Genomic DNA, 21,944 nt, shown 5'->3' on the forward strand with positions numbered 1-21,944 from the left:
GGCCGGTGAGCCGTCGCCGGACACGCGAGCGGCTGTCGCGGGGCGTCTCGCACGTCGGCGAGCGGTTCGAGGCGGAGGTCGGGCCGATCGCGCACGGCGGCCACTGCGTCGTACGCCACGACGAGCGGGTGGTCTTCGTCCGCCATGCGTTGCCCGGTGAGCGGGTCGTGGTGTCGGTGACCGAGGGCTCCGACGGCGACCGGTTCTGGCGTGGTGACGCCGTGTCCGTGGTGTCGGCCTCCGCCGACCGGGTCCCTCCGCCCTGTCCGTACGCCGGGCCGGAGCTCTGCGGCGGCTGCGACTTCCAGCACGTCTCCGCCGCCGCGCAGCGGACCCTCAAGTCGGACGTGGTCCGCGAGCAGCTCTCCCGACTGGCCGGTCTCGACCTGGACATCACCGTGGAGGAGGTGCCGCCCTTGCTGCGCTGGCGCACGCGGATGCGGTACGTCGCGCTGCCCGGCGGCGCCCGCGGGCTGCACGTCCACCGCTCCGACGAGGTGGTGGCGATCGACGACTGCCTGATCGACGCCGCGGGCGCGTCGCGCGAGGTCGAGACCGTGGCGACGTCGTACGGCACCCATGACTTCCGGGTCGACCCCGACGGCTTCTGGCAGTCACACGTGGACGCACCGCGGGTACTGGTCGAGACGGTACTGGGAATGGTCGCGCCGCGGCCGGGGGAGAAGGCGCTCGATCTGTACGCCGGTGTCGGCCTCTTCGCCGCCTTCCTGGCCGACGCGGTCGGGCCGTCCGGCCGGGTGGTGGCCGTCGAGGGGTCGCGGGTGGCGTGCCGTGACGCGCGGAACAACCTCCCCGCCACGGTGCAGATCGAGCAGGGATCGGTCGACCGGGTGCTGGCCGCGGCGTACGACGAGCCGTTCGACGTCGTGGTGCTCGACCCGCCCCGCGAGGGCGCTCGCCGGAAGGTGGTGGGCCAGATCGTCGATCGTGCCCCGCGTGCGGTCGCCTACGTCGCCTGCGACCCCGCCGCCCTCGCCCGGGACCTGGCGACGTTCGCCGAGCGGGGCTACCCGCTGCGAGAACTCCGCGCCTTCGACCTGTTCCCGATGACCGCGCACGTAGAATGCGTCGCGCTGTTGGAAAGTAGCCGCTGACCTGCGGAAACACGCCGTCTGAGCGATCCTCATCAGTCATCGAGTGCGAACTAATAGCGCACTTTGCAGTACTCAGCCGGTGGGCATCGCCCACCAGCCGCAGCAAGGATGCGCTCGAGCTTGGCCTGCTTACTCCGTTCGCGCCGTCCCATAGCTGTTGATTCAGTCATGCATCGTTCCTCTATCTCTCATGCGGCGGCGCGAGCACCTCACCGTGCTTGACGAAGGTCAGCGTCGTCTCCACGTCGTAGGCGTGGACGGCAGAGACCTTCGGCCTCAGGATCTCGTTCAGCTCCGCCGACTTCGTGAAGAACGCCGATCGCGCTGCCTCGTCGGCGAACGCCAGCATGATCGAGGCGTGGAAGTGCTGGTCGTGCGGGTTGTCGTGCGCCACGTCAGGCGTGTCCCACATCTTTTCACTCCACGGCAAGAAGGTCTGAATGCGGAGTCCGACGAGGCCGTCGCTGTCTGCGAGCGCCGGAACCAGCGTCCGGTTCACGAACTTGCGGAAGCCCTTGGCGCCCTCTCGGCGGCGGAGGTAAAGCACGACAGCGCTTTCGGTGGCGTGGGTGTCGTCGCCGACGTCATACCAGCGTGAGGTCCCGGGCGCGCCCGCGTAGAGCAAGGTGCGGCGGAAGACGTTCACCTCGTCCTTGTAGGCCAGCTGTGTCTGCGCCCGCCCCATCAACGGCGCAAGCGCTGACTGGAAGGTGACCTCGGCGATGCCGTCGATCTTGCGGTCGACCGGGATCTCAGTCTCGATGTCCGGTGACGGCGCCCATCGGCCCGGGTTGTCGGCAGCCAGGTGCACCTGCCGGTACTCGTACAGGCCAGGAGTCGCGGCGATGATGCCGGAGTGTGGTGCCCGCCAGTAGGCCATGCCAGTTACGCGCGGCTGGTCCTGGCGCACCCACAGCAGGATCGACGAGGTGAAGTGCTTGGCGAAGCCGGGAGCGGACGTACTCATGCCTGTACCTCGTCCTGGCTGGTCGAACCGCTGCCCAGGAAGTCGACGGCGACCGGCGCGAACTCGTCGTGGTACTGGAAGATGCCGCCGTGCCCGGAGTTGGGGTAGATGATCAGCTCTGAGCCCTTGATGCGTCGGTGGAGGTCCTCGGACAGCACCGAGGGCACCATGCGGTCGTGGTCACCGTTCGCGATCAGCGTCGGCTGAGTCACGATCGAGAGATCCGAGGGCGCTGAGCGGCCGTACTTCTTGATGGCGGAGAGTTGGGTCTGGAAGCCGCGCAGGCTCATGTTCTTGTCGCGGTCGACGGTGCGCTCCTGCAGACGCTTCACGAAGGCCTTACCGGCGCTCTTGCCGACCGCGTCGCGGTTGAAGAAGAGGAACTCCTTGGGGTCAGAGCGGGTCAGCGTGGCGCGCAGGATGTCGTAGTAGGTGACGCGGTCGACCTTGTCCATGTCTTTGCCGCCACGGGGACCGGTGCCTGTGAGAACGAGCTTGCGCACCAGCTGGGGATGCTTGACCACGAGGTCCTGGGCGATCATGCCGCCCATGGAGAACGAGAAGACGTCGACCTCGGAGTAGCCCAGGGTGGTAAGGAAGTCGTAGGCATCCTCGGCTGCCTGCTCGATGGTGGGGCGGACCTTGCCACCCGAGGCGCCAACGCCCTGCTGGTCGAAGGTGATGACGTGCCGGTTCGCAGCGATGGGGTCGATGATGCGCGGGTCCCAGTTGTCGAGGGTCGCGGCGAGGTGGACGAAGAAGACGACGGGGATGCCGCCGCGGGGGCCTAGCTCGCGGTAGGCGATCGAGGTGCCCTTGACGTTGAGCGTCTTGGCTGGTGCCTGTGCGTAGGACGTGATGACTGGGCCAGTCGAGTCGTCGTTCATGATGATTCTCCCTTTCATGTGTAGTTCGTTGATGGGCGGTCACTGGGACCCGGGCTAGGGGACGGTCATGACCGTCTTGCCGCGCACGCCGTCGGAGCCGACTCGACCCAGTGCCTGCGGCAGGTCGGTGGACGCGATGGTCTTACCGAGCACGGCACGGATGACGCCGTCGTCGACCAGCGTCGCATCTGCTGGAGCTGGTCTCCACTGGCGTGCATGAAGAGGAACTCGTAGGTCACCCCGAGGGTCTTCGCTTTGCGCCGCACCTTGCTGCTGAGCGCGGTGATCGCGGTCCGGACAAGCGGGTTGGCGCCTGCCGCGCTGGCGTAGCTGGGGGTGGGAGGTCCGGCGAGCCCGATCACGGCGCCGCCGGGCTTGAGCACGGTCAGTGACCGCAGCACGCTCTCTTGGCCGAGGTTGTCGATGACCAGGTCGTAGCCGCGTACCTTGTCCTCGAACCGCTCGGCGGCGTAGTCGATGACGAGGTCCGCCCCGAGCAAGGTCAGGAAGTCCGCGTTGCGAGCGCTCGCGGTGGTGGCGACATAGGCGCCGAGGTGCCTGGCCAGCTGAATGGCGATCGTCCCGACCCCGCCGCTACCGGCGTGGATGAGCACCTTGTGCCCCGGGCGGACCTGGCCGCGTTCGACGAGTGCCTGCCAGGCGGTGAGCGCGACGAGAGGCAGGGATGCGGCTTCGGTCACGGTGATGTTCGCGGGCCGCAACGCGACGTCTGACTGATCGACCGAGATCTGCTCGGCGAAGGTCCCGATGCGTCCGTCGCGCGGACGGCGTGCGCCGAACACCTCATTCGTCTCCGTGCTCGTGCCCGCTGGTGTAGAAGGGCGGCTATCCCGCGAGGCAGCGTCCTCTGACGGTGATGCCGTGGGTCTCGCCGATGCGGAGGAATCTCACCCGAACCGCTTCCGGGCCACCGGCCAGGATCGGTAGCGATATCTGGTGCTGGGGTAGGCCGACACCAGCCGAGAGTCGGTGGCGCGGCACTCGGCTTCCAAGTGTTCCGCAGCGCCAGATGCGCCAGAGGTAGAGCATGCGCGAGCGATACTCAGAATTCGAGCGTTCAGCAGAATGCCGTGGTGCCGCCGCCGGCGTATCGGCAGGTGTCGACCACTTTGCCGGGCGCGTTCTTGAGCACGGCCTTGTCCCCGTCGTTGTTCCATTTCGGTGTGGTTGAGTTCCAGTACAGCTTGCTGGATGTGTTGGTGCCTTTGCCGGTGTAGAGGGTGACGGACTTTCCGGCGCCGAGGGAGAACTTCGGGAACACATAGAACTGGTGGTCGGTGCTGGGCGCGGAGACGATCCTCCAGCCCTTGAGCTTGACCGTCGAGCTCGACTTGTTCTTGAAGACGATGTACTCGGTGTCGAGGTTGGTCCCCGTCTGGCCGTAGTGGATCTTGGTGATCTTGACCGAGCCTGAGGCGAGGGCCGGCGAGGCCTGGACGAAGGGCGCGACCACACCGAGGACTACGGCGACGAGCGCGAGACGCTTGGAATGCATGGAGGCTCCTCAGGTTGGGGGGTTGTCGAAATAGCGGCTGATGGTGCGCCCCCACGGATTGTGGGGCACGTCGAGTCCGAGCGAGGCGACCCCGACGCAGTACTTGCTGATCGGAGCCGGACGTTCCCCGAGGCTGCGAAGCATCCGGTCGACCGTTGAGGCGTGGTCTTCGACCTTGGTTTCCAGCACCACGTGGCCCGACCGCAGAGTCAGGATCCGCTCTCCCCACCCGCAGGTGAGATCGGTGTCGATGGTCAGGCGTGAGCGACTGGTCAGGGAGGCGAGGGTGGCGCGACGATTGGTGATCACGACGACGGGTCGCAGTGCTGAGGTGGGCTGGGCGATGTAAGCGCCGAGGGTGTCGGTCACGAATCTCTGTGCATCGTCGCCCAGCTCGGCCTGCTGCCACGCGGGGTGGGGCTGACGTTCCTTGACGGTCACCCCCCGGAGGCCCTTGCGCTTGATCTCGAGCATGCACTGCTCGGACTCGGTGTAGCGACGGACCCGCACCTTGTAGCGCTTGCGTCGGCGCTGTAGGTGGGCTCGGTAAGTGACCAGATCGTCGGTGTCGAAGTACGTCGAGGTGTAGCCGAACAGTCGCCGCCCGTCGATGTCCAAGGCACGCCACTCTTCGCCCAAGCCCTGGACCAGCCGCTCCAACGTCGCCAGCGTGACGATGTACTTGCGGTCCACGCGGGTCAACAGGCCAGCAGCCGACTCCAGGGTGGCCAGGTCGACCGCGGGCAGTGTCTGGACCATGGTCGTGACCGCGGCGGCGGTCGGTGATGACCACGCGAGCGTGTCGGCGGTCGGCTCGCGGGCCACGCTCACGCAATCACCTCGTGCAGGTCGCGCTGGTCCTCCCCGCCGTGGGTTCCACCACGCTTGAGCAACGGCCTGGTCCGCACCTTGGTCACCGGCACGTAGCGGACGTCGACGACAGTCGTGTCCCGCACGTAGTCGGTCTCCTTGACGAACATCCGCTTCACCTTGCCGCCCAATCGGGCCTCGAGATCGGCGCGGAGGGCTCCCTCGTGCGGGTGCACAACGTCGAGGGTCACCACCTGACGCCGGCCACGCGGCGCAACGACTGGGTTGTCGAGCAGCAGCATCACCATCACGATGGCGAAGGACAGCAACCGGGCAAGATCGGCGTTGTGGAACACCATCCCGTTGACGAGCCCGAGCACCAGGGCGACGAAGTAGTACGCGCCCTCCTCCGGCGAGATGGGCTCGGAGCGGAGCCGGATGATCGACAAGATCGCGAACAGCCCGAATCCGAACGCAACTCCGATCCTCATCTGGCTGACGATCAGGACCGCGACCGAGAACAGGCTCACATTCAAGGCGATGTAGGCGATCACCAGGTCGGCTCGACGGTAGCGCCGGTAGTACACAGCGAACGCGACGATCCCGATGCAGACCAGGTCGAGGAGCAGGGCATGGCCGACATGGCGGGTCAACGGCGTCATCATGACTGGAACTGCGTACATCTCGGGGTACACCTCTCGGTCGGAACGAGTTCGCGGCATACCCCCTGGGGAGGCCACTTGGGCACTCCTGTCGCCGGCATCGACAATCGTGGCACGCCGTCCAGCCCAAGGTGGCGAATCCACACAATTGCCGGACGGATGCGTGGTGCCGAGCACCCGGTCCGAGACCGCTCACCGTGGCCAAGAGGACGTCGACCAGAAGCGTGCCGTGCGGCCGGCGTCCGGCGCGTTCTCCGCCCGCCACTGGTGAGTGGCAACCACTCAGATCGCGGCGGCGTGCTCCGTGGCGATCTGGGCTCCTAGCACGGCGCACTTTGAATTCGCGGAGGGCCGCAGAGAGGTACTGGATCCTGCAGCTCCTTCAGACGGCAAAGCAGCAGGGCAGCGGCTGGTTTCCGCTGGGGTGCACAGCTTTTGACCAAGGATCGCGCCCATGCTCAGACCCTCGGCGTCTTCACCCTGAACCCCGCCCGTGCCAGTGGGGTCCCGGAGATCGACCACGCATCTCGAATGGCCCTCGGCACCTGCGTGCCGAGGGCCATTCTTCGTAGCGGGAGATGCTCAGGGCTCGGACACCTCCGCGAACTCGCCGTCCTCTGCGCGGTGATCAGACACCTCGCCCCCGGCAGGAGCTTCGACTGTCAGCCTGGGCAGGATCCGGTCGAGCCACGCGGGGAGCCACCAGTTGGCCTTGCCGAGCAGGGCCATGGTCGCCGGCACGAGCACCATGCGGACGAGGGTGGCGTCGACGAGGATCGCGGTGGCGAGTCCGAGCCCCAGCATCTTCAGGGACGGTACCGGGCTGGCCACGAAGGCGAGGAACACCGCGATCATGATCAGGGCGCCGGAGGTGATGACCCGGCCGGTGCCGGCCATACCGCGAGCGACGGCCTCGGTGTTGTCGCCGGCCCGCTCGTACTCTTCGCGGATCCTCGAGATGAGGAACACCTCGTAGTCCATGGAGAGGCCGAAGAGGATCGGGAACATGATCACGATGATCAGCGAGGTGATCGGTGTGGGCCCCTCGAGACCGATCAGGCTGCTGCCCCAGCCCCACTGGAAGACGGCCACCAGCACGCCGTACGCAGCACCGATCGAGAGCATGTTCATGACCACTGCCTTGAGCGGGACGACGACGGACCGGAACACCAGCATCAGGAGCAGGAAGGACGCGACCAGCACAGCTCCCATGAAGATCGCCAACGTGTGGGCGAGCTGGCCGTTGAGGTCGGTGGTCATGGCGGTGAGCCCGGTGACGTAGACGTTGGGGGGCAGCACGTCGCGGACCTCGGAGAGCGTGGTCGAGGTCTCCCGATCGGCCGGACCTGTCGTCGGCATGGCCGAGAAGATCACGGTGCTGCCGTCCGCGGAGGTCTGTGGCTCGCTCACCGACGTGATGTGACCGCTGGTGCGGATGTCCTCGGCCAGCCCGGACACGTCAGCAGCGCTGACCCCAGGGACCTCGAGGTCGACGACGACCAGGAAAGGCCCGTTCATCCCGGGACCGAAACCCTCGTCCAGCAGGTCGTAGGCCTGGCGATAGGTCGTCTCGCTGGGGGCGTCACCCGCGGCAGGCCACGCGGTCTGCATCCAGAAAGCCGGGGCGGCTAAGGCGAGGAGGGCGAAGACGGCACCCACCAGGTACGGCCAGGGGCGTCCGGAGACGCGGTGGGCGAAGCGCCACCAGGCGGTCTCCTCGGCGCGCTTGGCGGGGCGGTGACGACGCGCCAGCCTGCCCCTGTCGATGCGGTCACCGAGCAGCGCCAGCAACGCAGGCAACAGGGTGGTGGCCGCCGTGACCGCGCTGAGCACGACGATGGCGGTCGCCAGGCCGATCGAGGTCAGGACGCCCAGTCCGGTGAAGGCGAGGGACGCCATCGCGATGACCACGGTGCCGCCGGCGAACGCGACCGCAGCCCCGGACGAGGACATCGCGCCGGCCAGGGCGGTCGTGTTGTCCCGGCCGGCCTCGCGGTTCTCGCGGTAGCGGGCGACGATGAACAACGCGTAGTCGATACCGACTCCCAGTCCCACGATTCCGGCGATCGGGATCGCTGAGGGCGAGACGTCCATGATGCTGGCGAGCACGAAGATTCCGCCGATGCCCGCGCCCACGGCCACGAGGGCGAGGCCGATCGGCACCAGCGCGGCCACGACGGTCCCGAACGCGACCAGCAGCACGAGCAGTGCGATCAGGATGCCGACACCCTCGAACGGCGACGACTCGTCGGGAGCGTCGAGGAAGACCGCGTCACCACCGAGCTCGACTCGGAGGTCGGCGGTGTTCGACGCGTCGACCAGCTCCGTCAGGGGTACGAATCCCCCCTTGCCCAGGTCGGCCGGCGTTTCGTCGAGGGTGATCGCCGCGTAGCCGATGCGGCCGTCGTCCGAGATGCTGCCGGACGCGAACGGGTCCGCGACGTCCACGACGTGGTCGGCCGCCGCCACGTCGGCCAGGACTGCCTCGACGGCCTGCCGCTGGCTCTCCAGCGTCTCGCCGTCGTCGACCGCGAAGACGACCAGGGCTTGGGCCTGGGTCGCCTCGGGGAACTTGTCCTCGAGGAGCTGCATGGCGCGTTCGCTCTGGCTGCCCTTGGCGCTGAAGGCGTCGATGAAATGGCCACCGCCGCTCCCGGCGAGGGCGAACACGGCGCCGAGGACGACGACCCAGCTCGCGATGGTGCGCCAGGGATGCCTCGCACTCACCATGGCGATGCTGCGGGTGAACCTGTTCATGATGGTGCCTTTCGCAGATCCGGCTACTTCCTGATGGATCGCGAAGCTAGGCAGTGATGTGGTGAGCGTGGATCACCACACGTGGTGAGCGACCGGGTGAATCAGTAGCTGCCGAGGAGTCGGCCGCGCAGGCGGTGCAGGTGTGGCATCAGGCCGTAGATCACGATCGGCACCGCAACGGTGGCGAGGATGAACGTGCGAGGTACCACAGCCAGGTCGCCGAGGAGTCGGCCGAGGGTCAGGTTGAGCACCACGAGGGTGGGGAAGACGGCCAGCCAGATCATCAGGGCCAGCTGGTGCTTCGAAGGGGGCGGGACGTTCATGGGGATCTCCTTGTGATGGTGAGGTCGAGGTGGGTGAGGTGGGATCAAAGGGGGATCAGGTGCTCCGTCGGTACTCGCGAACCGCGGCCGCGATGTCCTCGTCGACGAGGTCGGCGTTGAGCGCGATCGCCGCGGCGGAGCCTTCGCCCGCGGCGGTGATGACCTGGGCGCGGGGGTTGGCGACGTTTCCGGCGACCCAGACACCCGGGACGCTGGTGCGGCCGGTGGGGTCGGCGACGACCCAGCCCTGGTCGTCGAAGGCGCAGCCGAGGTCGGCCAGCACGTCGTTGTCGGGCACCATGCGTGGCCGCACGAAGACGGCGGTCCGGGGTACGAAGCGGCCGTCGGTGAGCTCGACCCCGGCGAGCGCGTCGTCCTCGACGACGAGGCGGGCGACTGGTCCCTCGACCACGCCGATGGCGCGGGCGAGGAGTGCCTCGCGGTCGTCCTCGGCCAGGCCGTCGGTGTGGGTGAAGAGAACCACGTCGGGCGACCACTGTCTGACCAGGTGGGCGTGCGCGACAGCTTCGCGGGTGGCGCCGATGACGCCGAGAGGCTGGGCGCGGACCTCGTGCCCGTGGCAGTAGGGGCAGTGCAAGAAGTCGCGGCCCCACCGCTCGCGTACTCCCGGGATGTCGGGCAGTACGTCGCGTAGTCCGGTGGCGACCAGGACGCGACGCCCGTGCAGCGTGTCGCCGTCCGCCAGGCGGACCTCGAAGCGCGGGGCTGCGTCGGCGGTCCGGTGTACGCCGGAAACTCGCCCCGCGATGACGTCGGCGCCGTAGCCGGTGACCTCCTGGCGTCCGAGCCGGAGGAGCTGTGCGGGCGAGAGCCCCTCGCGTGACAGGAAGCCCTGCATGTGCGCCGCCGGGGCGTTGCGGGGCTCGCCTGCGTCGATGACGGCGACGCGTCGCTGTGCTCGGGCCAGGACCAGGGCTGCTGACAAGCCTGCGGCTCCGCCGCCGATGACCAGGACGTCGTACTCGTTCATGGCCCCAGGGTGTCCGGTGTCGGTCACTCTCGACAACAAAGGTTGCCATTCCTGGGAATCCCCCGTGAAATGGCGCCATGTCCGACTCCGGTGCGATCACGACGGCCCTGGACCTGGTGGCGCCCCGGCTGCGACGGGTCCGTAAGGAACGGGGCGTCACGCTGACGGAGCTGGCGGAGCGGACGGGCATCTCCAAGAGCACGCTCTCGAGGCTGGAGAACGGCCAGCGCAGGCCGAGCCTGGACCTGTTGCTGCCGCTGGCGCAGGCTTACCGCGTGCCGCTGGACGACCTGGTGGGAGCCCCGGAGGTCGGCGACCCACGGATCAGGCTCAAGCCCCGGAAGGTCAACGGTCGCACGGTCCTCCCGCTCACCCGCCAGCCCGAGGGGGTCCAGGCCTGGAAGATCGTGATCCCCGCGCGGCAGTCCACGCCGCAGCCTCGCACGCACGACGGCTATGAGTGGTTGTACGTGCTGTCGGGGCGGATGCGCCTGGTCCTCGGCGACCGCGACCTGGTGCTCGAAGCCGGGGAGGCCGCGGAGTTCGACACCCAGCTGCCGCACTGGTTCGGCAGCACCGGCGACGGCCCGGCCGAGGTGCTGAGCATCTTCGGGCGTCCCGGCGAGCGCATGCACGTGCGGGCTCGTACCCAGGGACAGGCGACGCGGTGACGGCCGCCCGACCCCTCCTCCAGACCAAGCTCTTCCCACCGCGGACGACCCGCAGCCTGGTCGACCGTGACCGGCTCCGTCAGCGCATCGACACGCGGGACCTGCCGGAGGTGCTGGTGGTGTCGGCACCGGCCGGCTTCGGGAAGTCGACGCTGCTCGCGCAGTCCCTGCTCGGCGGCGTCTCCCGGGCGGGGCCTGCCGTGGCGTGGCTGTCCCTGGACTCCGGTGACAGCGACCCGCCGACGTTCTGGGCCTACGTGCTCGCGGCGCTCCGGACGGCGGCGCCGGACGTCGGGGGGTCGGCACAGGTGCTCCTGGACTCGCCCGGCGGGGCCCCGGTCACCACCGTGGTGACCAGCCTCCTCAACGACTTCGCCGAGTCGGAGAAGGAGGTCGTGCTCGTCCTCGACGACTATCACGCCCTGCATGCTCCGGACATCCACGAGGCGATGGCCTTCCTGGTCGAGCACCTGCCACCGCAGCTGCACCTCGTGATCGCGACGCGCTCCGACCCCCCGCTGCCGCTGGCGCGGCTGCGTGCCCGCGGACAGCTGGCCGAGGTGCGCGCGGCTGACCTCCGGTTCACCGGGCAGGAGACAGCGGCGTACTTCGACCGCATGGGACTCCAGCTGTCCGCCCGCGAGGTGGCCACCCTGGAAGGGCGCACCGAAGGATGGGTCGCCGCGCTGCAGCTCGCGGCGCTGTCCCTGCAGGGTCGCGACGACGCCGCCGGCTTCATCGATGGTTTTGCGGGCGACGACCGTCACGTCGTCGACTACCTCGTGGAGGAGGTCGTCCATCGGCAGCCCGAGGAGGTCCGGGACTTCCTGCTGCGGACCTCCCTGCTCACCAGGCTGTCCGGCCCGCTGACCGATGCCGTCACCGGACGGACGGACGGCCGGGAGATGCTGGCGAGGCTCGACCGCGACAACCTGTTCCTGGTGCCGCTCGATGACCAGCGACGGTGGTACCGCTATCACCACCTGTTCGCCGACATGCTGCATGCCCGCCTCCTCGACGAGCGTCCCGGTGAGGCGCCAGACCTGCATCGCCGCGCCAGCCAATGGCTCGAGCGGGACGGCGACACGACGGGGGCCATCGAGCACGCCCTGGCTGCCGGCGATGCGGACAGGGCGGCTGACCTGGTGGAGCTCCAGATCCGGGAGATGGGCAAGAACCGTCGCGAGGTCCAGCTGAGGCGATGGATGGAGGCTCTTCCCGAGGAGGTCTTCGCCAACCGACCGGTTCTGGCCATCGGCCACGTCGGCGCGCTGATGTCCACCGGCGAGACGCGGGGCGTCGAAGCCAGGCTGCAGATCGCCGAGCGCTGGGACCACGCGATCAAGGCCCGGGGCGCCGGCCACCCAGCACCCCCAGGCCTCCTCGTCGCCGACCCGACGGAGCTGGGCAAGCTGCCGGGGCTGATCGCTGTCTACCGGGCCGGGCTTGCCCTGATGGTGGGGGACGTCGAGGCCACCATGACGTACGGCCACGAGGCGGTCGGGGTGCTCGACGCCGCCGACCACCTCGGCCACGGCGCCGCCACGGCACTCATGGGGATCGCCTCCTGGCGCGGGGGAGACCTCGCCACCGCGGAGGCGGCCTACATCGAGACGATGAGGCGGCTCGAGCTCGAGGGCTACGTCGCCGATGTCCTGGGCTGCGCGATCACCCTCGCCGACCTGCAGACGACACAGGGTCGGCTCCGCGACGCGGAGCGCACCTACCGCGACGCCCTCGACCTCGCTGCTCGCCAGGGGGACGGCCCGCTACGGGGGACACCGGACATGCACGTGGGACTGAGCGCACTCAGCTCCGAGCGTGGCGATCTGTCGGCCGCCGAGGAGCACCTCAGGACCGCTCACGAGCTCGGCGACCACCTCGGCATGCCGAGGTACCCGCACCGCTGGCGGATCGCCGAAGCGCGTGTCCGTGAGGCCCGCGGCGACCTCGACGGAGCGGTCACGCTCCTGGACGAAGCCGAGCAGGTGTACGACGGGGACTTCTCGCCCGACGTACAACCCGTCGCCGCGATGCGTGCCAGGGTCTGGCTCAGGCAGCAGCGGACCGACCTGGCACTCGGCTGGTCGGCGGATCGCCGTCTGTCGGTGACGGACGACCTCGACTACCTGCGCGAGTACGAGCACGTCACCCTGGCCCGCGTCCTGTTGGCGCGCGGGGACGTCGCGGTGGGTGGGTTCCTCGATCGCTTGCTGGCCGCGGCCGAGGCCGGCGGCCGCGTCGGCAGCGTGCTGGAGATCCTCGTCGTGCGCGCTCTTGCCGCGCAGCAGGCCGGTGACACCGAACGGGCAGAGAGCGACACCGTCCGGGCGTTGGAGCTGGCCGAGCCCGAGGGCTACCGGCGCATCTTCACCGACGAGGGGCCGGTGCTGGCCACCCTGCTGCGCAGGTCCGCCGCACGGGGCGTCGCAGCCTCGTACGTCTCACGGATGCTGGGGTCGGAGGACTCGCCACCGGGCGGTGCGCGCGCAACGGGCGGCCTGGTCGACCCGCTCAGCGAACGCGAGCTCGACGTGCTCCGCCTGCTGGCCAGCGAGCTGAGCGGCCCGGAGATCGCCCGGCACCTGGTGGTGTCCCTCAACACCGTGCGCACCCACACCAAGAACGTCTACGCCAAGCTCGGTGTGGGCAGCCGACGGGCAGCGGTACGCCGGGCCGACGAGCTCGGGCTCCTGCGTCGCTAGCAAGGCTCACCGAGACCACCACGTCGTTCACCACATGTGGTGATCCGCGCTCCCCACGTCGGTTCCTACTTTCCGGGGCATGAGCGAGACCCAGAGGTACGAGATCCGCATCCAGGGTCGTCTGGACGCCCGTTGGTCCGCCTGGTTCGACGGCATGGAGCTCGTCGACGACGACGGCAGCACCGTGATCCGTGGCCAGGTCGCCGACCAGGCGGCCCTGCACGGGCTGATCCAGAAGGTGCGTGACCTCGGGCTGCCCCTGCTCTCCGTCACTCCAACTCAGACAGGACCGACCCCATGATCACCTGGGTCACCGGACCTTTCTCACCGGCAGGATGGCGGCCGCCCCGATGAGTGCACAGACCCCGGCGACGACGTACAGCACCTGGTAGCTGCCCGAGCCGACCGTCAAGACCAACGGCGCCATCGCAGGGGCCAGGGAGAATGGAAACGCGCCGGCGATGTTCAGCACCCCCAGGTCCTTCGCGACACTGTCCGCGTCGGGCAACACGTCGGCGACGAGCGCGAGGTCGACTGCCAGGTACAGGCCGAAACCCAGCCCACCCACCGCCATCCCCACAAGAAACGCGTCGAAGTCGCCGGCCATCGCGATGATGAAGAGTGCCACGCCGTACACGACCGCGGCGGCAGCGACGAAGAGCTTGCGTCGGCCCGTGCGGTCCGAGAGCCGACCACCGGCCACGGAAGCCAGCACGACGACAACGGCCTGGGTGAGCGTGCCCAGAAAGATCTGCTGCGGGACCTCGTCCTCGGTGCTCCCCAGGTGATCCAGGAGGTAGTACGCCTCGTAGGTCACCAGGAACGCGTAGGCCAGGATGAACATGAAGCGGCTCGCGAACGCCCACGCGAAGTCCGGATGCCTGCGCGGAGAGACGTAGTAGGAGCCCAGCAGCTGTCTCAGCGACCATCGCGGCTTGTCCGCCGCGGCGAGCCGACGATCGTCGAGGATCAGCGCGAACAGGACGATGAAGAACCCGCCGATGGCGCACGGGGCCAGGAACATCGCCAGCTCGTGGCCGGTGAACACCTTCACCACGTAGGTGCCGCCGACCGATGCGATCGGGAGACAGACCCCGAGGATGCCCGCAACCGTGCCCCGTTGCTCGATCGGGACCTGGTCGGGTAGCACCGCCACCATCGCGGACAGCATCGCGTTGAAGAACAGCTGCGCCAGACACCAGCCGATGAGCACCACCCAGACCGTCGGAGCCAGCGCGACGACCAGGATGCCGAAGGACCCTCCCGCCAGACCGACCAGTATCCACGGGCGCCGCATACCCCACCGCGACGTGGTCCGGTCGCTCAGCCGCCCGAACAGGGGGTTGGCCACCAGCGCGACCAGCGATCCGGTCGCCGCGACGAGGGACAGGCTGGAGGCTGCCCGGTCCGTGCCCACCAGTGAGTTGATCTTGAGAGCCAGGGTCACCAGGAGTGGAGCGATGAAGAGCAGGCTGGTGGCGAGATAGGCCGCGGCGTACGAGGCGATGAACGCCCCTCCGACCACCTTCGAGGGCTCGGACCGCGAACCACCCGACGAGATCATCTCATCGTGCGTGGCCCCCACCTCCATGTCCGTCCCCCAACCCATCTGTCACCCCACGATCGAGACTCCCATGTCTGAGAGGTAACGGACGCCCCTGATTGCGTCCGGAGGATTCGGGTTCTCCTCCGTTGCTCCGACTGAGATCGGCTCGGCACCACAAGCGCATCCCCCGAGCCGGCGTCAGCGATGGTGCTCTCGTGGGGTCGCACCTTGCAGTCGTTTGTGAACCTCAGAACCCGACTTGTTCGAGGGGCGCGCTTCGGGCGCGCTTTGAATCGCGGTGGGTCGCAGGGAAGTACCGACGCAACGAACGTCGAATGCGTCGCGCTGCTCGCACCGGCGACGTGATCCGTGCGGTCGTGTCGTGTCAGCGCAGGACGTCGACGGCGGCCACCTGATCGGCGAGGAGCACGGCCACGCGGCGTTGCTCGCGCGTGGGGTAGGTGACGTGTGAGGCCGCAGTCAGCAGGAAGTGTCCGACCTGGTGCTGCCCGAGCCGCACCGGCACGGCCGTGTACTCGTCGGACGGGAGACCGACTCGGTCGACATCGATCTGGTGCCCGTCACGGGTGAGGACACCGTCGTGGTCGAGGACGGCGATCCGGCCGTCGAGAACCGGTCCCTTGACGAAGAGGACGGCGTCCGCGTCGAGGACGTCGGTGATCTGGGCGGCCACGAGGTCGGTGACGGTCGAGGTCGGGGCGTCTCCCTCGGCCACGGTACGCGCGGCGTTCAGCACACCCTCGAGGTATCCGGATCGGCGTGAGGCCCGTGCCTGCTGTCGGTGGCCCCAGAGGGCGACCTCGGTGACCGCGACGCTGATGATGACGAGGAGCACCGTGGCCTCGACGTCGTCGCGGTTGTCGATCGTGAACGTGTGGTGGGGCGGGACGAGGAAGAAGTCGAACCAGACGCCGGCGGAGAGGGCCGCGAGCAGCCCCGCGAGGCGGTCACCGGTGGTCGCCGCTGCGACCACGATGAGCACGAGGACCAGAACGCTGGTGGCCGCGGTGACGTCGCGTCGGAAGGCGGAGATGAGGGCGCACGCGAGGACGGGCAGCACGACCGCCGCGACGCGGACCGGCGGTCGCCATCCGGTGGGGGTGTTGCTGAGCCTTTCGCGCATCTGTGCTCCCGACACCAAGGTTCCGACTCTCGTCATTGTGGTGCGAACCCGTGGGAACGAGCGGAGCCCTGACGCAATCCTTACGGCCTCGCGTCTTCCGGTAGAAACGGGTCATGACCGGCGATGACGAGCAGAAGGCCGTCGCCGCGGTGGGACACCTGGCCCGATCGTGTGTCGCCGCGCTCGACGTACCGGTGGTCTCGGCGATCCTGCATGGATCTCTGACCCTGGACGACTTCCGGGCCGGCCGGAGTGACCTGGATCTGCTACTGGTCGTCGAGGGAAACCTGACCACGAGCGAAAGCGAGGCTCTGGTGGCCGTGGTGCGCGCCGCCGACCCACGCCCGGCGGGCGGCATCGACCTGACGGTCGTCACGCGCGAGTCCGCTGCTGCCCCCGCCGAGCGTCCCAGCCTGGAGCTCCATGTCGGCCGGTACGGGCCGTCAGCCGATCTCGAGGTGGAGAGCCGAGACGAACACGTGCCCGACCTCTGGCCGGAGCTGTCGATGGCGAAAGCCGACGGCCGGGCGCTCGACGGTGCCGACCCGCGCGAGATCATCGGCGACGTACCGCCTGACCTGGTCCGAGACCGCGGCGTGCACTGGCTGACCGTGTGGCTCGATCTCACCGACGATGACAAGAACGCCTCTCTCATGGTGCTGACGGCGTGCCGGATCTGGCGGTTCGCCGCGGAGGGCGAGCACGCGTCCAAGTCCTCAGCAGCACGCTGGGCGCTGGACCGGGACGCCTCGCTCGTTGCCGTGGAACAGGCCCTGGCGCAGCGCAGCGGGGGACGCGTCGCGACGATCGGCGCGGACGACATCAGAAGAGTGCTCGAGACCGTGCTCTGGAAGGTCCACGAGCTCTGACGCACGACGTTCGGCCATCGGCGGGCGAGCACGTCACTCGCAGTGAGCCGATGAATTTGCTGTGAAGGTGCTGAGGGCCGAGAGCGACCGGGCCGAGGAGGGATACGGTCGCCGCCGTGGAGTCTCACGCAGTCGGCACCCGAGAAGACGCGGTCGTCAGCGACCATCCTCTCGCCGGGCTGTCGCTGCGGCGGCCTGGGGGCAGGTCGCTGGCACTGCTCGGACTCTTCGTGCTGATCACGGTGTCGGTGGAGCTCGGCTGGTGGAGCCGCCTCGACCAGTCCCTGAGCGACTGGGCTGTCTCGCGGCGAGGGACGACGCTCTGGAACGCGGCCAAGGTGGTCTTCGACGTCGCGACCCCCGAGAGCGCGCTGCCGATCACACTGGCACTGGGCGCGCTGGTGGCGTGGCGGCGACACTCCTGGGGGATCATCGGCGAGGCGGCGATCCGGGTGGGACTGGTCGTGGCGTCGGTGCTGTTGCTCAAGCCGCTGCTCGCCGTACCCGGTCCTACGCGGAACGCGCTCGGCGACCACGGCGGCTCCTTTCCGTCCGGTCACACGACGTCGACGGTGGTCTGCATGGCGCTGCTCCTGGTTTGGGTCGGCTGGCCGCGGTCGGTGACCGGGCGGGTCGCGGTGAACGCCGCTGTCGTCGCCATCGTGGGGGCGTCCGTGGTCTACATCCACTACCACTACTTCAGCGACGTCGTCGGCGGCGTCGTCCTGGGCCTGCTCATCGCCACCTTGCCGCTGCCAGTCTTCCGGCCGGCCTCCCGGCGTCGGGCCGACGTGGAGTGATCCGACCGCTGCGCGCATGACAACGCCCGCGGACTCTCCAAAGTCCAGCGGGCGTCATGTCCGGCTCTCAAACCAGACGTCACCGCCTGCAGGAGCATGGGGTCACCGGCAGACGATCAGCCTCGGTGAGGAATGAGGCGGACCGACCCTAGCCGCGAGAGCTGTTCGTGCCATCGTCCGTTTGGCCAGATCTCGATCTCGACGTCTGCGCGCCAGCAACCCGGGACGACGCCCGAGCGATCGGCTTCCACTTCACGCCACCACCAGGGTGCACATGACCGGCGGGCCGCGACCCGCACTAGGGTCTCGCGACATGCCTCTCGCCCTGGTCACCGGAGGAGCCCGCGCCAACAGCATCGCCGCCGCGATCGCGCCGCGTCTCTCGGCCGACGGCTGGGACGTCGCCACCAGCGACCTGGCTGACGCGGAGTACCCGTGTGATCTGGCGACCTCCGACGGCCCGCAGGCGCTCGTCGATGCCGTGACCCGGGAGCGCGGCGTGATCAGTGCCCTGGTGCTGAGTCACGCTCACGACGAGCTGTCCGGGATCCTGGACACGACGGCGGAGAGCTTCGACCGACACGTGACGGTCAACGCTCGTGCGAGCCTGCTGCTGATTGCGGCGTTCGCCCGCCAGATCCCACCGGACGGCGGCGCCATCGTGGCGCTCACCAGCGATGCCACGACCGGGAACCTGCCCTACGGAGCATCCAAGGGCGCCCTCGACCGGATCGTGATCTCGGCGGCACGTGAGCTGGGCCCCCTCGGGATCTCGGCCAACGCCGTCAACCCCGGGCCCGTCGACACGGGCTGGATGAGCGACGAGACGCGACGGGCGCTGATCCCGGACCAGCCGCGGGGCCGTCTGGGGACGCCGACCGACATCGCCGACGTCGTCGCGTTCCTGGTCTCCGAGCCCGGTCGATGGGTCTCCGGGCAGCTGCTCCACATCGATGGTGGTTTCTCCGCACGCTTCTAGCGCAGTGTCCGGGGCGTCGGTGGGCTGTGCCAGAGTCGTCACATGCCCTGCGACACCGGCGACGCGCGTGACCTGGCCGGCCAGCTCGACCGGACGTCGATGATCGAGCTCGACCACTACACCAAGCTCGAGGTCGAGGGACGCACGTTCGGCTACATCTGGGAGCCGACCGTCACGATCGGGCTGCGGCAGACCATCGCCGAGCAGCAGGCGCTCGTCGCCGAGCGGCCGGACGTGTTCGAGGTGCAGTTCACGGCGTACGGCTACGGCTGGGTCGTGACCCATCTCGACGGCGTCGAGCGCGACGAGCTGGCAGAGCTCGTCTTCGAGGCCTGGCGGCTCACGGCACCGGCGGACCTGGTCGAGGCCCGCGGCGAGAAGCTGCCGGTTTGAGCGACCCGCTCGACCACATGTATCTTGATGTCAAGAGATCTACCCGGCTTCCCGACGCCCCTGGGGCGGCGGCAAGATGGGTGAGGACGTCGAGTGCGCGAGGAGATGTGGCGAATGGCCAGTCAGGACAGCTTCGGGGCGAAGGGCACGCTCGAGGTCGGTGACCAGAGCTACCAGATCTACCGGCTCTCGGCCGTCACCGGCGACGGACTCGACGTGGACTCGTTGCCCTACTCCCTCAAGGTCCTGCTGGAGAACCTCCTCCGCACCGAGGACGGCGCGAACATCACCGCCGACGACATCTCGGCGCTGGCGGGGTGGGACCCGGACGCGGAGCCCGACAAGGAGATCCAGTTCACTCCGGCGCGCGTGATCATGCAGGACTTCACCGGCGTGCCCTGCATCGTCGACCTCGCGACCATGCGCGAGGCGATGGCCGACCTGGGCGGCGACGCCACCAAGATCAACCCGCTGGCCCCGGCCGAGCTGGTCATCGACCACTCCGTGATCGCCGACGTCTTCGGCACGCCCGAGGCGTTCGGGCGCAACGTCGAGATCGAGTACCAGCGCAATCGGGAGCGCTACCAGTTCCTGCGCTGGGGTCAGGGCGCCTTCGCCGACTTCAAGGTCGTGCCTCCCGGCACGGGCATCGTCCACCAGGTCAACATCGAGCACCTCGCCCGCGTGACCTTCACCCGCGAGATCGACGGCGAGCTCACGGCGTACCCCGACACCTGCGTCGGCACCGACTCTCACACCACGATGGTCAACGGCATCGGCGTGGTCGGCTGGGGCGTCGGCGGCATCGAGGCCGAGGCCGCGATGCTCGGCCAGCCGGTCAGCATGCTGATCCCGCGCGTGGTCGGCTTCAAGCTCTCCGGCGAGCTGCCCGAGGGCTCGACCGCCACCGACCTGGTGCTCACGATCACCGAGATGCTGCGCCAGCACGGCGTGGTCGGCAAGTTCGTCGAGTTCTACGGCGAGGGTGTGACGGCACTCCCGGTCGCGGACCGCGCGACGATCGGCAACATGAGCCCGGAGTTCGGGTCGACCATCGCGGTCTTCCCGATCGACCAGCAGACCATCGAGTACCTCACGCTGACCGGACGTACCGACGACCAGCTCGCCCTGGTCGAGGGCTACGCCAAGGAGCAGGGACTCTGGCACGACCCGGCCGCCGAGCCCCGCTACAGCGAGCGGCTCGAGCTCGACCTGTCCACCGTCGTCCCCTCGCTGGCCGGGCCGAAGCGGCCGCAGGACCGGGTCGAGGTGACCAAGGCGGTCGAGGGATTCGAGAAGGCGCTGAAGGACTACACCGACGACGACGACGCCACCGCCGAGATCAGCCTCGACGGTGAGACCTTCGAGATCGGGCACGGCGCCGTGAGCATCGCGGCGATCACGTCCTGCACCAACACCTCCAACCCCAGCGTGATGATCGCGGCCGCGCTGGTCGCCAAGAACGCCGTGGAGAAGGGGCTGCGCAGCAAGCCCTGGGTGAAGACGACCCTGGCGCCCGGGTCGAAGGTGGTCAGCGACTACTACGAGCGCGCGGGCCTCACGCCGTACCTCGACAAGCTGGGCTTCAACCTCGTCGGCTACGGCTGTACGACGTGCATCGGCAACTCCGGCCCGCTCATCCCCGAGGTCAGCGCCGCGGTGAACGAGAAGGACCTGGCGGTGGTCAGCGTGCTCTCCGGCAACCGCAACTTCGAGGGCCGGATCAACCCCGACGTGAAGATGAACTACCTCGCATCGCCGCCGTTGGTCGTCGCCTACGCGCTGGCGGGCTCCATGGAGGTCGACCTCTTCGAGGACCCGCTCGGGCAGGACTCCGACGGCAACGACGTCTTCCTCAAGGACCTCTGGCCCGCGCCTACCGAGGTCGAGCGGGTGATCGGCGAGGCGATCACCGCCGAGATGTTCACCGACGACTACGCCGACGTCTTCGCCGGTGACGAGCAGTGGACCTCGCTGCCGACGCCCGAGGGTGACACCTTCGCCTGGGACGACGACTCGACGTACGTGCGCAAGCCTCCGTACTTCGACGGAATGCCGCAGGAGCCTGAGCAGGTCGCCGACATCGAGGGCGCGAGGGTGCTGCTCAAGCTCGGCGACTCGGTCACCACCGACCACATCAGCCCCGCGGGCGCGATCAAGAAGGACAGCCCCGCCGGGAAGTACCTCGCCGAGCACGGCGTGGAGCAGCGCGACTTCAATTCCTACGGGTCCCGGCGCGGCAACCACGAGGTGATGATCCGCGGCACGTTCGCCAACATCCGGCTCCGCAACCAGCTCGCACCTGGCACCGAGGGCGGCTACACCCGCGACTTCACTCAGGCCGCCGAGAACGGGCAGAGCGTGACGTCGGTCTTCGAGGCCTCGGAGAGCTACCAGCGTGAGGGCATCCCGCTGATCGTGCTGGCGGGCAAGGAGTACGGCTCGGGCTCGTCGCGTGACTGGGCCGCCAAGGGGACGGCGCTGCTCGGTGTGAAGGCCGTGATCGCCGAGTCGTACGAACGGATCCACCGGTCGAACCTGATCGGGATGGGTGTGCTGCCACTGCAGTTCCCGGCCGGCAAGACCGCCGACGACATGGGGCTGAGCGGCGAGGAGACGATCTCGATCTCGGGGATCACCGCGCTGAACGAGGGCATCACGCCTCGCACGGTCACGGTCTCGATCGAGAAGGAGGGGCGCACCGACGAGTTCGAGGCGACGGTCCGGATCGACACTCCGGGAGAGGCGAGCTACTACCGCAACGGCGGGATCATGCCCTACGTCCTGCGGAGCCTGCTCCGCGCCTGAC

20 protein-coding genes are annotated in these 21,944 nt (G+C 68.7%); 9 read left to right on the forward strand and 11 right to left on the reverse strand.

Annotation, left to right across the window (positions count from 1 at the left end; genetic code table 11):
- Positions 1–5: 5 nt before the first annotated feature.
- Positions 6–1,115: a class I SAM-dependent RNA methyltransferase gene (locus VGJ24_RS01540; RefSeq protein WP_331498695.1), complete on the forward strand. Its 1,110-nt coding sequence runs from the start codon at positions 6–8 to the stop codon at positions 1,113–1,115.
- A 181-nt stretch (positions 1,116–1,296) separates the two neighbouring features.
- Here VGJ24_RS01540 and VGJ24_RS01545 read toward each other — a convergent pair whose 3' ends face one another.
- The 9 genes from VGJ24_RS01545 to VGJ24_RS01585 form a co-directional block, all read right to left on the reverse strand.
- Positions 1,297–2,082 (reverse strand): hypothetical protein, encoded by a 786-nt coding sequence (locus VGJ24_RS01545; RefSeq protein ID WP_331498697.1) that lies wholly within the window; start codon positions 2,080–2,082, stop codon positions 1,297–1,299.
- Positions 2,079–2,969, reverse strand: a complete 891-nt coding sequence (locus VGJ24_RS01550) for an alpha/beta hydrolase (RefSeq protein WP_331498698.1) — start codon at positions 2,967–2,969, stop codon at positions 2,079–2,081. The genes VGJ24_RS01545 and VGJ24_RS01550 overlap by 4 nt, the downstream gene beginning before the upstream one ends.
- Positions 2,970–3,034: 65 nt before the next feature.
- On the reverse strand, positions 3,035–3,772 hold the full coding sequence (locus tag VGJ24_RS01555; RefSeq protein ID WP_331498699.1) for an NADP-dependent oxidoreductase: 738 nt from the start codon (positions 3,770–3,772) through the stop codon (positions 3,035–3,037).
- 275 nt (positions 3,773–4,047) lie between these two features.
- A complete protein-coding gene (locus VGJ24_RS01560; protein WP_331498701.1) occupies positions 4,048–4,485 on the reverse strand; it encodes a lamin tail domain-containing protein in 438 nt (145 codons plus the stop codon).
- A gap of 9 nt (positions 4,486–4,494) precedes the next feature.
- Positions 4,495–5,316: a polyphosphate polymerase domain-containing protein gene (locus VGJ24_RS01565; protein ID WP_331498702.1), complete on the reverse strand. Its 822-nt coding sequence runs from the start codon at positions 5,314–5,316 to the stop codon at positions 4,495–4,497.
- A complete protein-coding gene (locus tag VGJ24_RS01570) occupies positions 5,313–5,948 on the reverse strand; it encodes a DUF4956 domain-containing protein (RefSeq protein ID WP_331498703.1) in 636 nt (211 codons plus the stop codon). The genes VGJ24_RS01565 and VGJ24_RS01570 overlap by 4 nt, the downstream gene beginning before the upstream one ends.
- Positions 5,949–6,539: 591 nt before the next feature.
- A complete protein-coding gene (locus VGJ24_RS01575; protein ID WP_331498704.1) occupies positions 6,540–8,714 on the reverse strand; it encodes an MMPL family transporter in 2,175 nt (724 codons plus the stop codon).
- Between the two features lie 101 nt (positions 8,715–8,815).
- On the reverse strand, positions 8,816–9,037 hold the full coding sequence (locus VGJ24_RS01580; RefSeq protein ID WP_331498705.1) for a hypothetical protein: 222 nt from the start codon (positions 9,035–9,037) through the stop codon (positions 8,816–8,818).
- 55 nt (positions 9,038–9,092) lie between these two features.
- Positions 9,093–10,028 carry an NAD(P)/FAD-dependent oxidoreductase gene (locus tag VGJ24_RS01585; protein WP_331498706.1) on the reverse strand — a complete coding sequence of 312 codons (936 nt, stop codon included), beginning with the start codon at positions 10,026–10,028 and terminating at the stop codon, positions 9,093–9,095.
- Between the two features lie 77 nt (positions 10,029–10,105).
- Between VGJ24_RS01585 and VGJ24_RS01590 the strand changes: the two genes are divergently transcribed.
- From VGJ24_RS01590 to VGJ24_RS01600, 3 genes are all read left to right on the forward strand, one after another.
- Positions 10,106–10,699 (forward strand): XRE family transcriptional regulator, encoded by a 594-nt coding sequence (locus tag VGJ24_RS01590; RefSeq protein WP_331498707.1) that lies wholly within the window; start codon positions 10,106–10,108, stop codon positions 10,697–10,699.
- Complete coding sequence (locus VGJ24_RS01595) at positions 10,696–13,404, forward strand: LuxR C-terminal-related transcriptional regulator (RefSeq protein ID WP_331498708.1); 2,709 nt, start codon at positions 10,696–10,698, stop codon at positions 13,402–13,404. Before VGJ24_RS01590 ends, VGJ24_RS01595 begins: the two co-directional genes overlap by 4 nt.
- A 79-nt stretch (positions 13,405–13,483) precedes the next feature.
- Positions 13,484–13,705: a hypothetical protein gene (locus VGJ24_RS01600; RefSeq protein WP_331498709.1), complete on the forward strand. Its 222-nt coding sequence runs from the start codon at positions 13,484–13,486 to the stop codon at positions 13,703–13,705.
- A gap of 9 nt (positions 13,706–13,714) precedes the next feature.
- Here the strand turns inward: VGJ24_RS01600 and VGJ24_RS01605 are convergent, their stop codons facing one another.
- Both VGJ24_RS01605 and VGJ24_RS01610 read right to left on the reverse strand, forming a co-directional pair.
- Positions 13,715–15,013, reverse strand: a complete 1,299-nt coding sequence (locus VGJ24_RS01605) for an MFS transporter (protein WP_331498710.1) — start codon at positions 15,011–15,013, stop codon at positions 13,715–13,717.
- A gap of 322 nt (positions 15,014–15,335) precedes the next feature.
- The gene (locus VGJ24_RS01610) at positions 15,336–16,094 is read right to left on the reverse strand and encodes a DUF4118 domain-containing protein (RefSeq protein WP_331498711.1); all 759 of its coding nucleotides are present in this window, start codon (positions 16,092–16,094) and stop codon (positions 15,336–15,338) included.
- A 113-nt stretch (positions 16,095–16,207) separates the two neighbouring features.
- Here VGJ24_RS01610 and VGJ24_RS01615 point away from each other — a divergent pair, with 113 nt between their 5' ends.
- From VGJ24_RS01615 to acnA, 5 genes are all read left to right on the forward strand, one after another.
- The gene (locus VGJ24_RS01615) at positions 16,208–16,963 is read left to right on the forward strand and encodes an aminoglycoside adenylyltransferase domain-containing protein (RefSeq protein WP_331498713.1); all 756 of its coding nucleotides are present in this window, start codon (positions 16,208–16,210) and stop codon (positions 16,961–16,963) included.
- Positions 16,964–17,079: 116 nt separating this feature from the next.
- Positions 17,080–17,763, forward strand: coding sequence for a phosphatase PAP2 family protein (locus VGJ24_RS01620; protein ID WP_331498714.1), 684 nt, complete (start codon positions 17,080–17,082; stop codon positions 17,761–17,763).
- A gap of 313 nt (positions 17,764–18,076) precedes the next feature.
- Complete coding sequence (locus VGJ24_RS01625) at positions 18,077–18,742, forward strand: SDR family oxidoreductase (protein WP_331498715.1); 666 nt, start codon at positions 18,077–18,079, stop codon at positions 18,740–18,742.
- Positions 18,743–18,784: 42 nt separating this feature from the next.
- The gene (locus VGJ24_RS01630) at positions 18,785–19,135 is read left to right on the forward strand and encodes an MmcQ/YjbR family DNA-binding protein (RefSeq protein ID WP_331498717.1); all 351 of its coding nucleotides are present in this window, start codon (positions 18,785–18,787) and stop codon (positions 19,133–19,135) included.
- A gap of 114 nt (positions 19,136–19,249) precedes the next feature.
- Complete coding sequence (gene acnA, locus VGJ24_RS01635; RefSeq protein WP_331498718.1) at positions 19,250–21,943, forward strand: aconitate hydratase AcnA; 2,694 nt, start codon at positions 19,250–19,252, stop codon at positions 21,941–21,943.
- Position 21,944 lies beyond the last annotated feature (1 nt).

This window comes from Nocardioides sp. (assembly GCF_036493135.1).
Lineage (GTDB): Bacteria > Actinomycetota > Actinomycetes > Propionibacteriales > Nocardioidaceae > Nocardioides.

Bases quoted from the DNA above. Each gene is read 5' to 3' on its own strand.
- VGJ24_RS01610 (WP_331498711.1), bottom strand. From the start codon at position 16,094: ATGCGCGAAAGGCTCAGCAACACCCCCACCGGATGGCGACCGCCGGTC.
- VGJ24_RS01625 (WP_331498715.1), top strand. From the start codon at position 18,077: ATGCCTCTCGCCCTGGTCACCGGAGGAGCCCGCGCCAACAGCATCGCC.
- VGJ24_RS01580 (WP_331498705.1), bottom strand. From the start codon at position 9,037: ATGAACGTCCCGCCCCCTTCGAAGCACCAGCTGGCCCTGATGATCTGG.
- VGJ24_RS01560 (WP_331498701.1), bottom strand. From the start codon at position 4,485: ATGCATTCCAAGCGTCTCGCGCTCGTCGCCGTAGTCCTCGGTGTGGTC.
- VGJ24_RS01630 (WP_331498717.1), top strand. From the start codon at position 18,785: ATGCCCTGCGACACCGGCGACGCGCGTGACCTGGCCGGCCAGCTCGAC.
- VGJ24_RS01600 (WP_331498709.1), top strand. From the start codon at position 13,484: ATGAGCGAGACCCAGAGGTACGAGATCCGCATCCAGGGTCGTCTGGAC.
- acnA (WP_331498718.1), top strand. From the start codon at position 19,250: ATGGCCAGTCAGGACAGCTTCGGGGCGAAGGGCACGCTCGAGGTCGGT.
- VGJ24_RS01605 (WP_331498710.1), bottom strand. From the start codon at position 15,013: ATGGGTTGGGGGACGGACATGGAGGTGGGGGCCACGCACGATGAGATG.
- VGJ24_RS01550 (WP_331498698.1), bottom strand. From the start codon at position 2,969: ATGAACGACGACTCGACTGGCCCAGTCATCACGTCCTACGCACAGGCA.
- VGJ24_RS01590 (WP_331498707.1), top strand. From the start codon at position 10,106: ATGTCCGACTCCGGTGCGATCACGACGGCCCTGGACCTGGTGGCGCCC.
- VGJ24_RS01575 (WP_331498704.1), bottom strand. From the start codon at position 8,714: ATGAACAGGTTCACCCGCAGCATCGCCATGGTGAGTGCGAGGCATCCC.
- VGJ24_RS01545 (WP_331498697.1), bottom strand. From the start codon at position 2,082: ATGAGTACGTCCGCTCCCGGCTTCGCCAAGCACTTCACCTCGTCGATC.
- VGJ24_RS01585 (WP_331498706.1), bottom strand. From the start codon at position 10,028: ATGAACGAGTACGACGTCCTGGTCATCGGCGGCGGAGCCGCAGGCTTG.
- VGJ24_RS01615 (WP_331498713.1), top strand. From the start codon at position 16,208: ATGACCGGCGATGACGAGCAGAAGGCCGTCGCCGCGGTGGGACACCTG.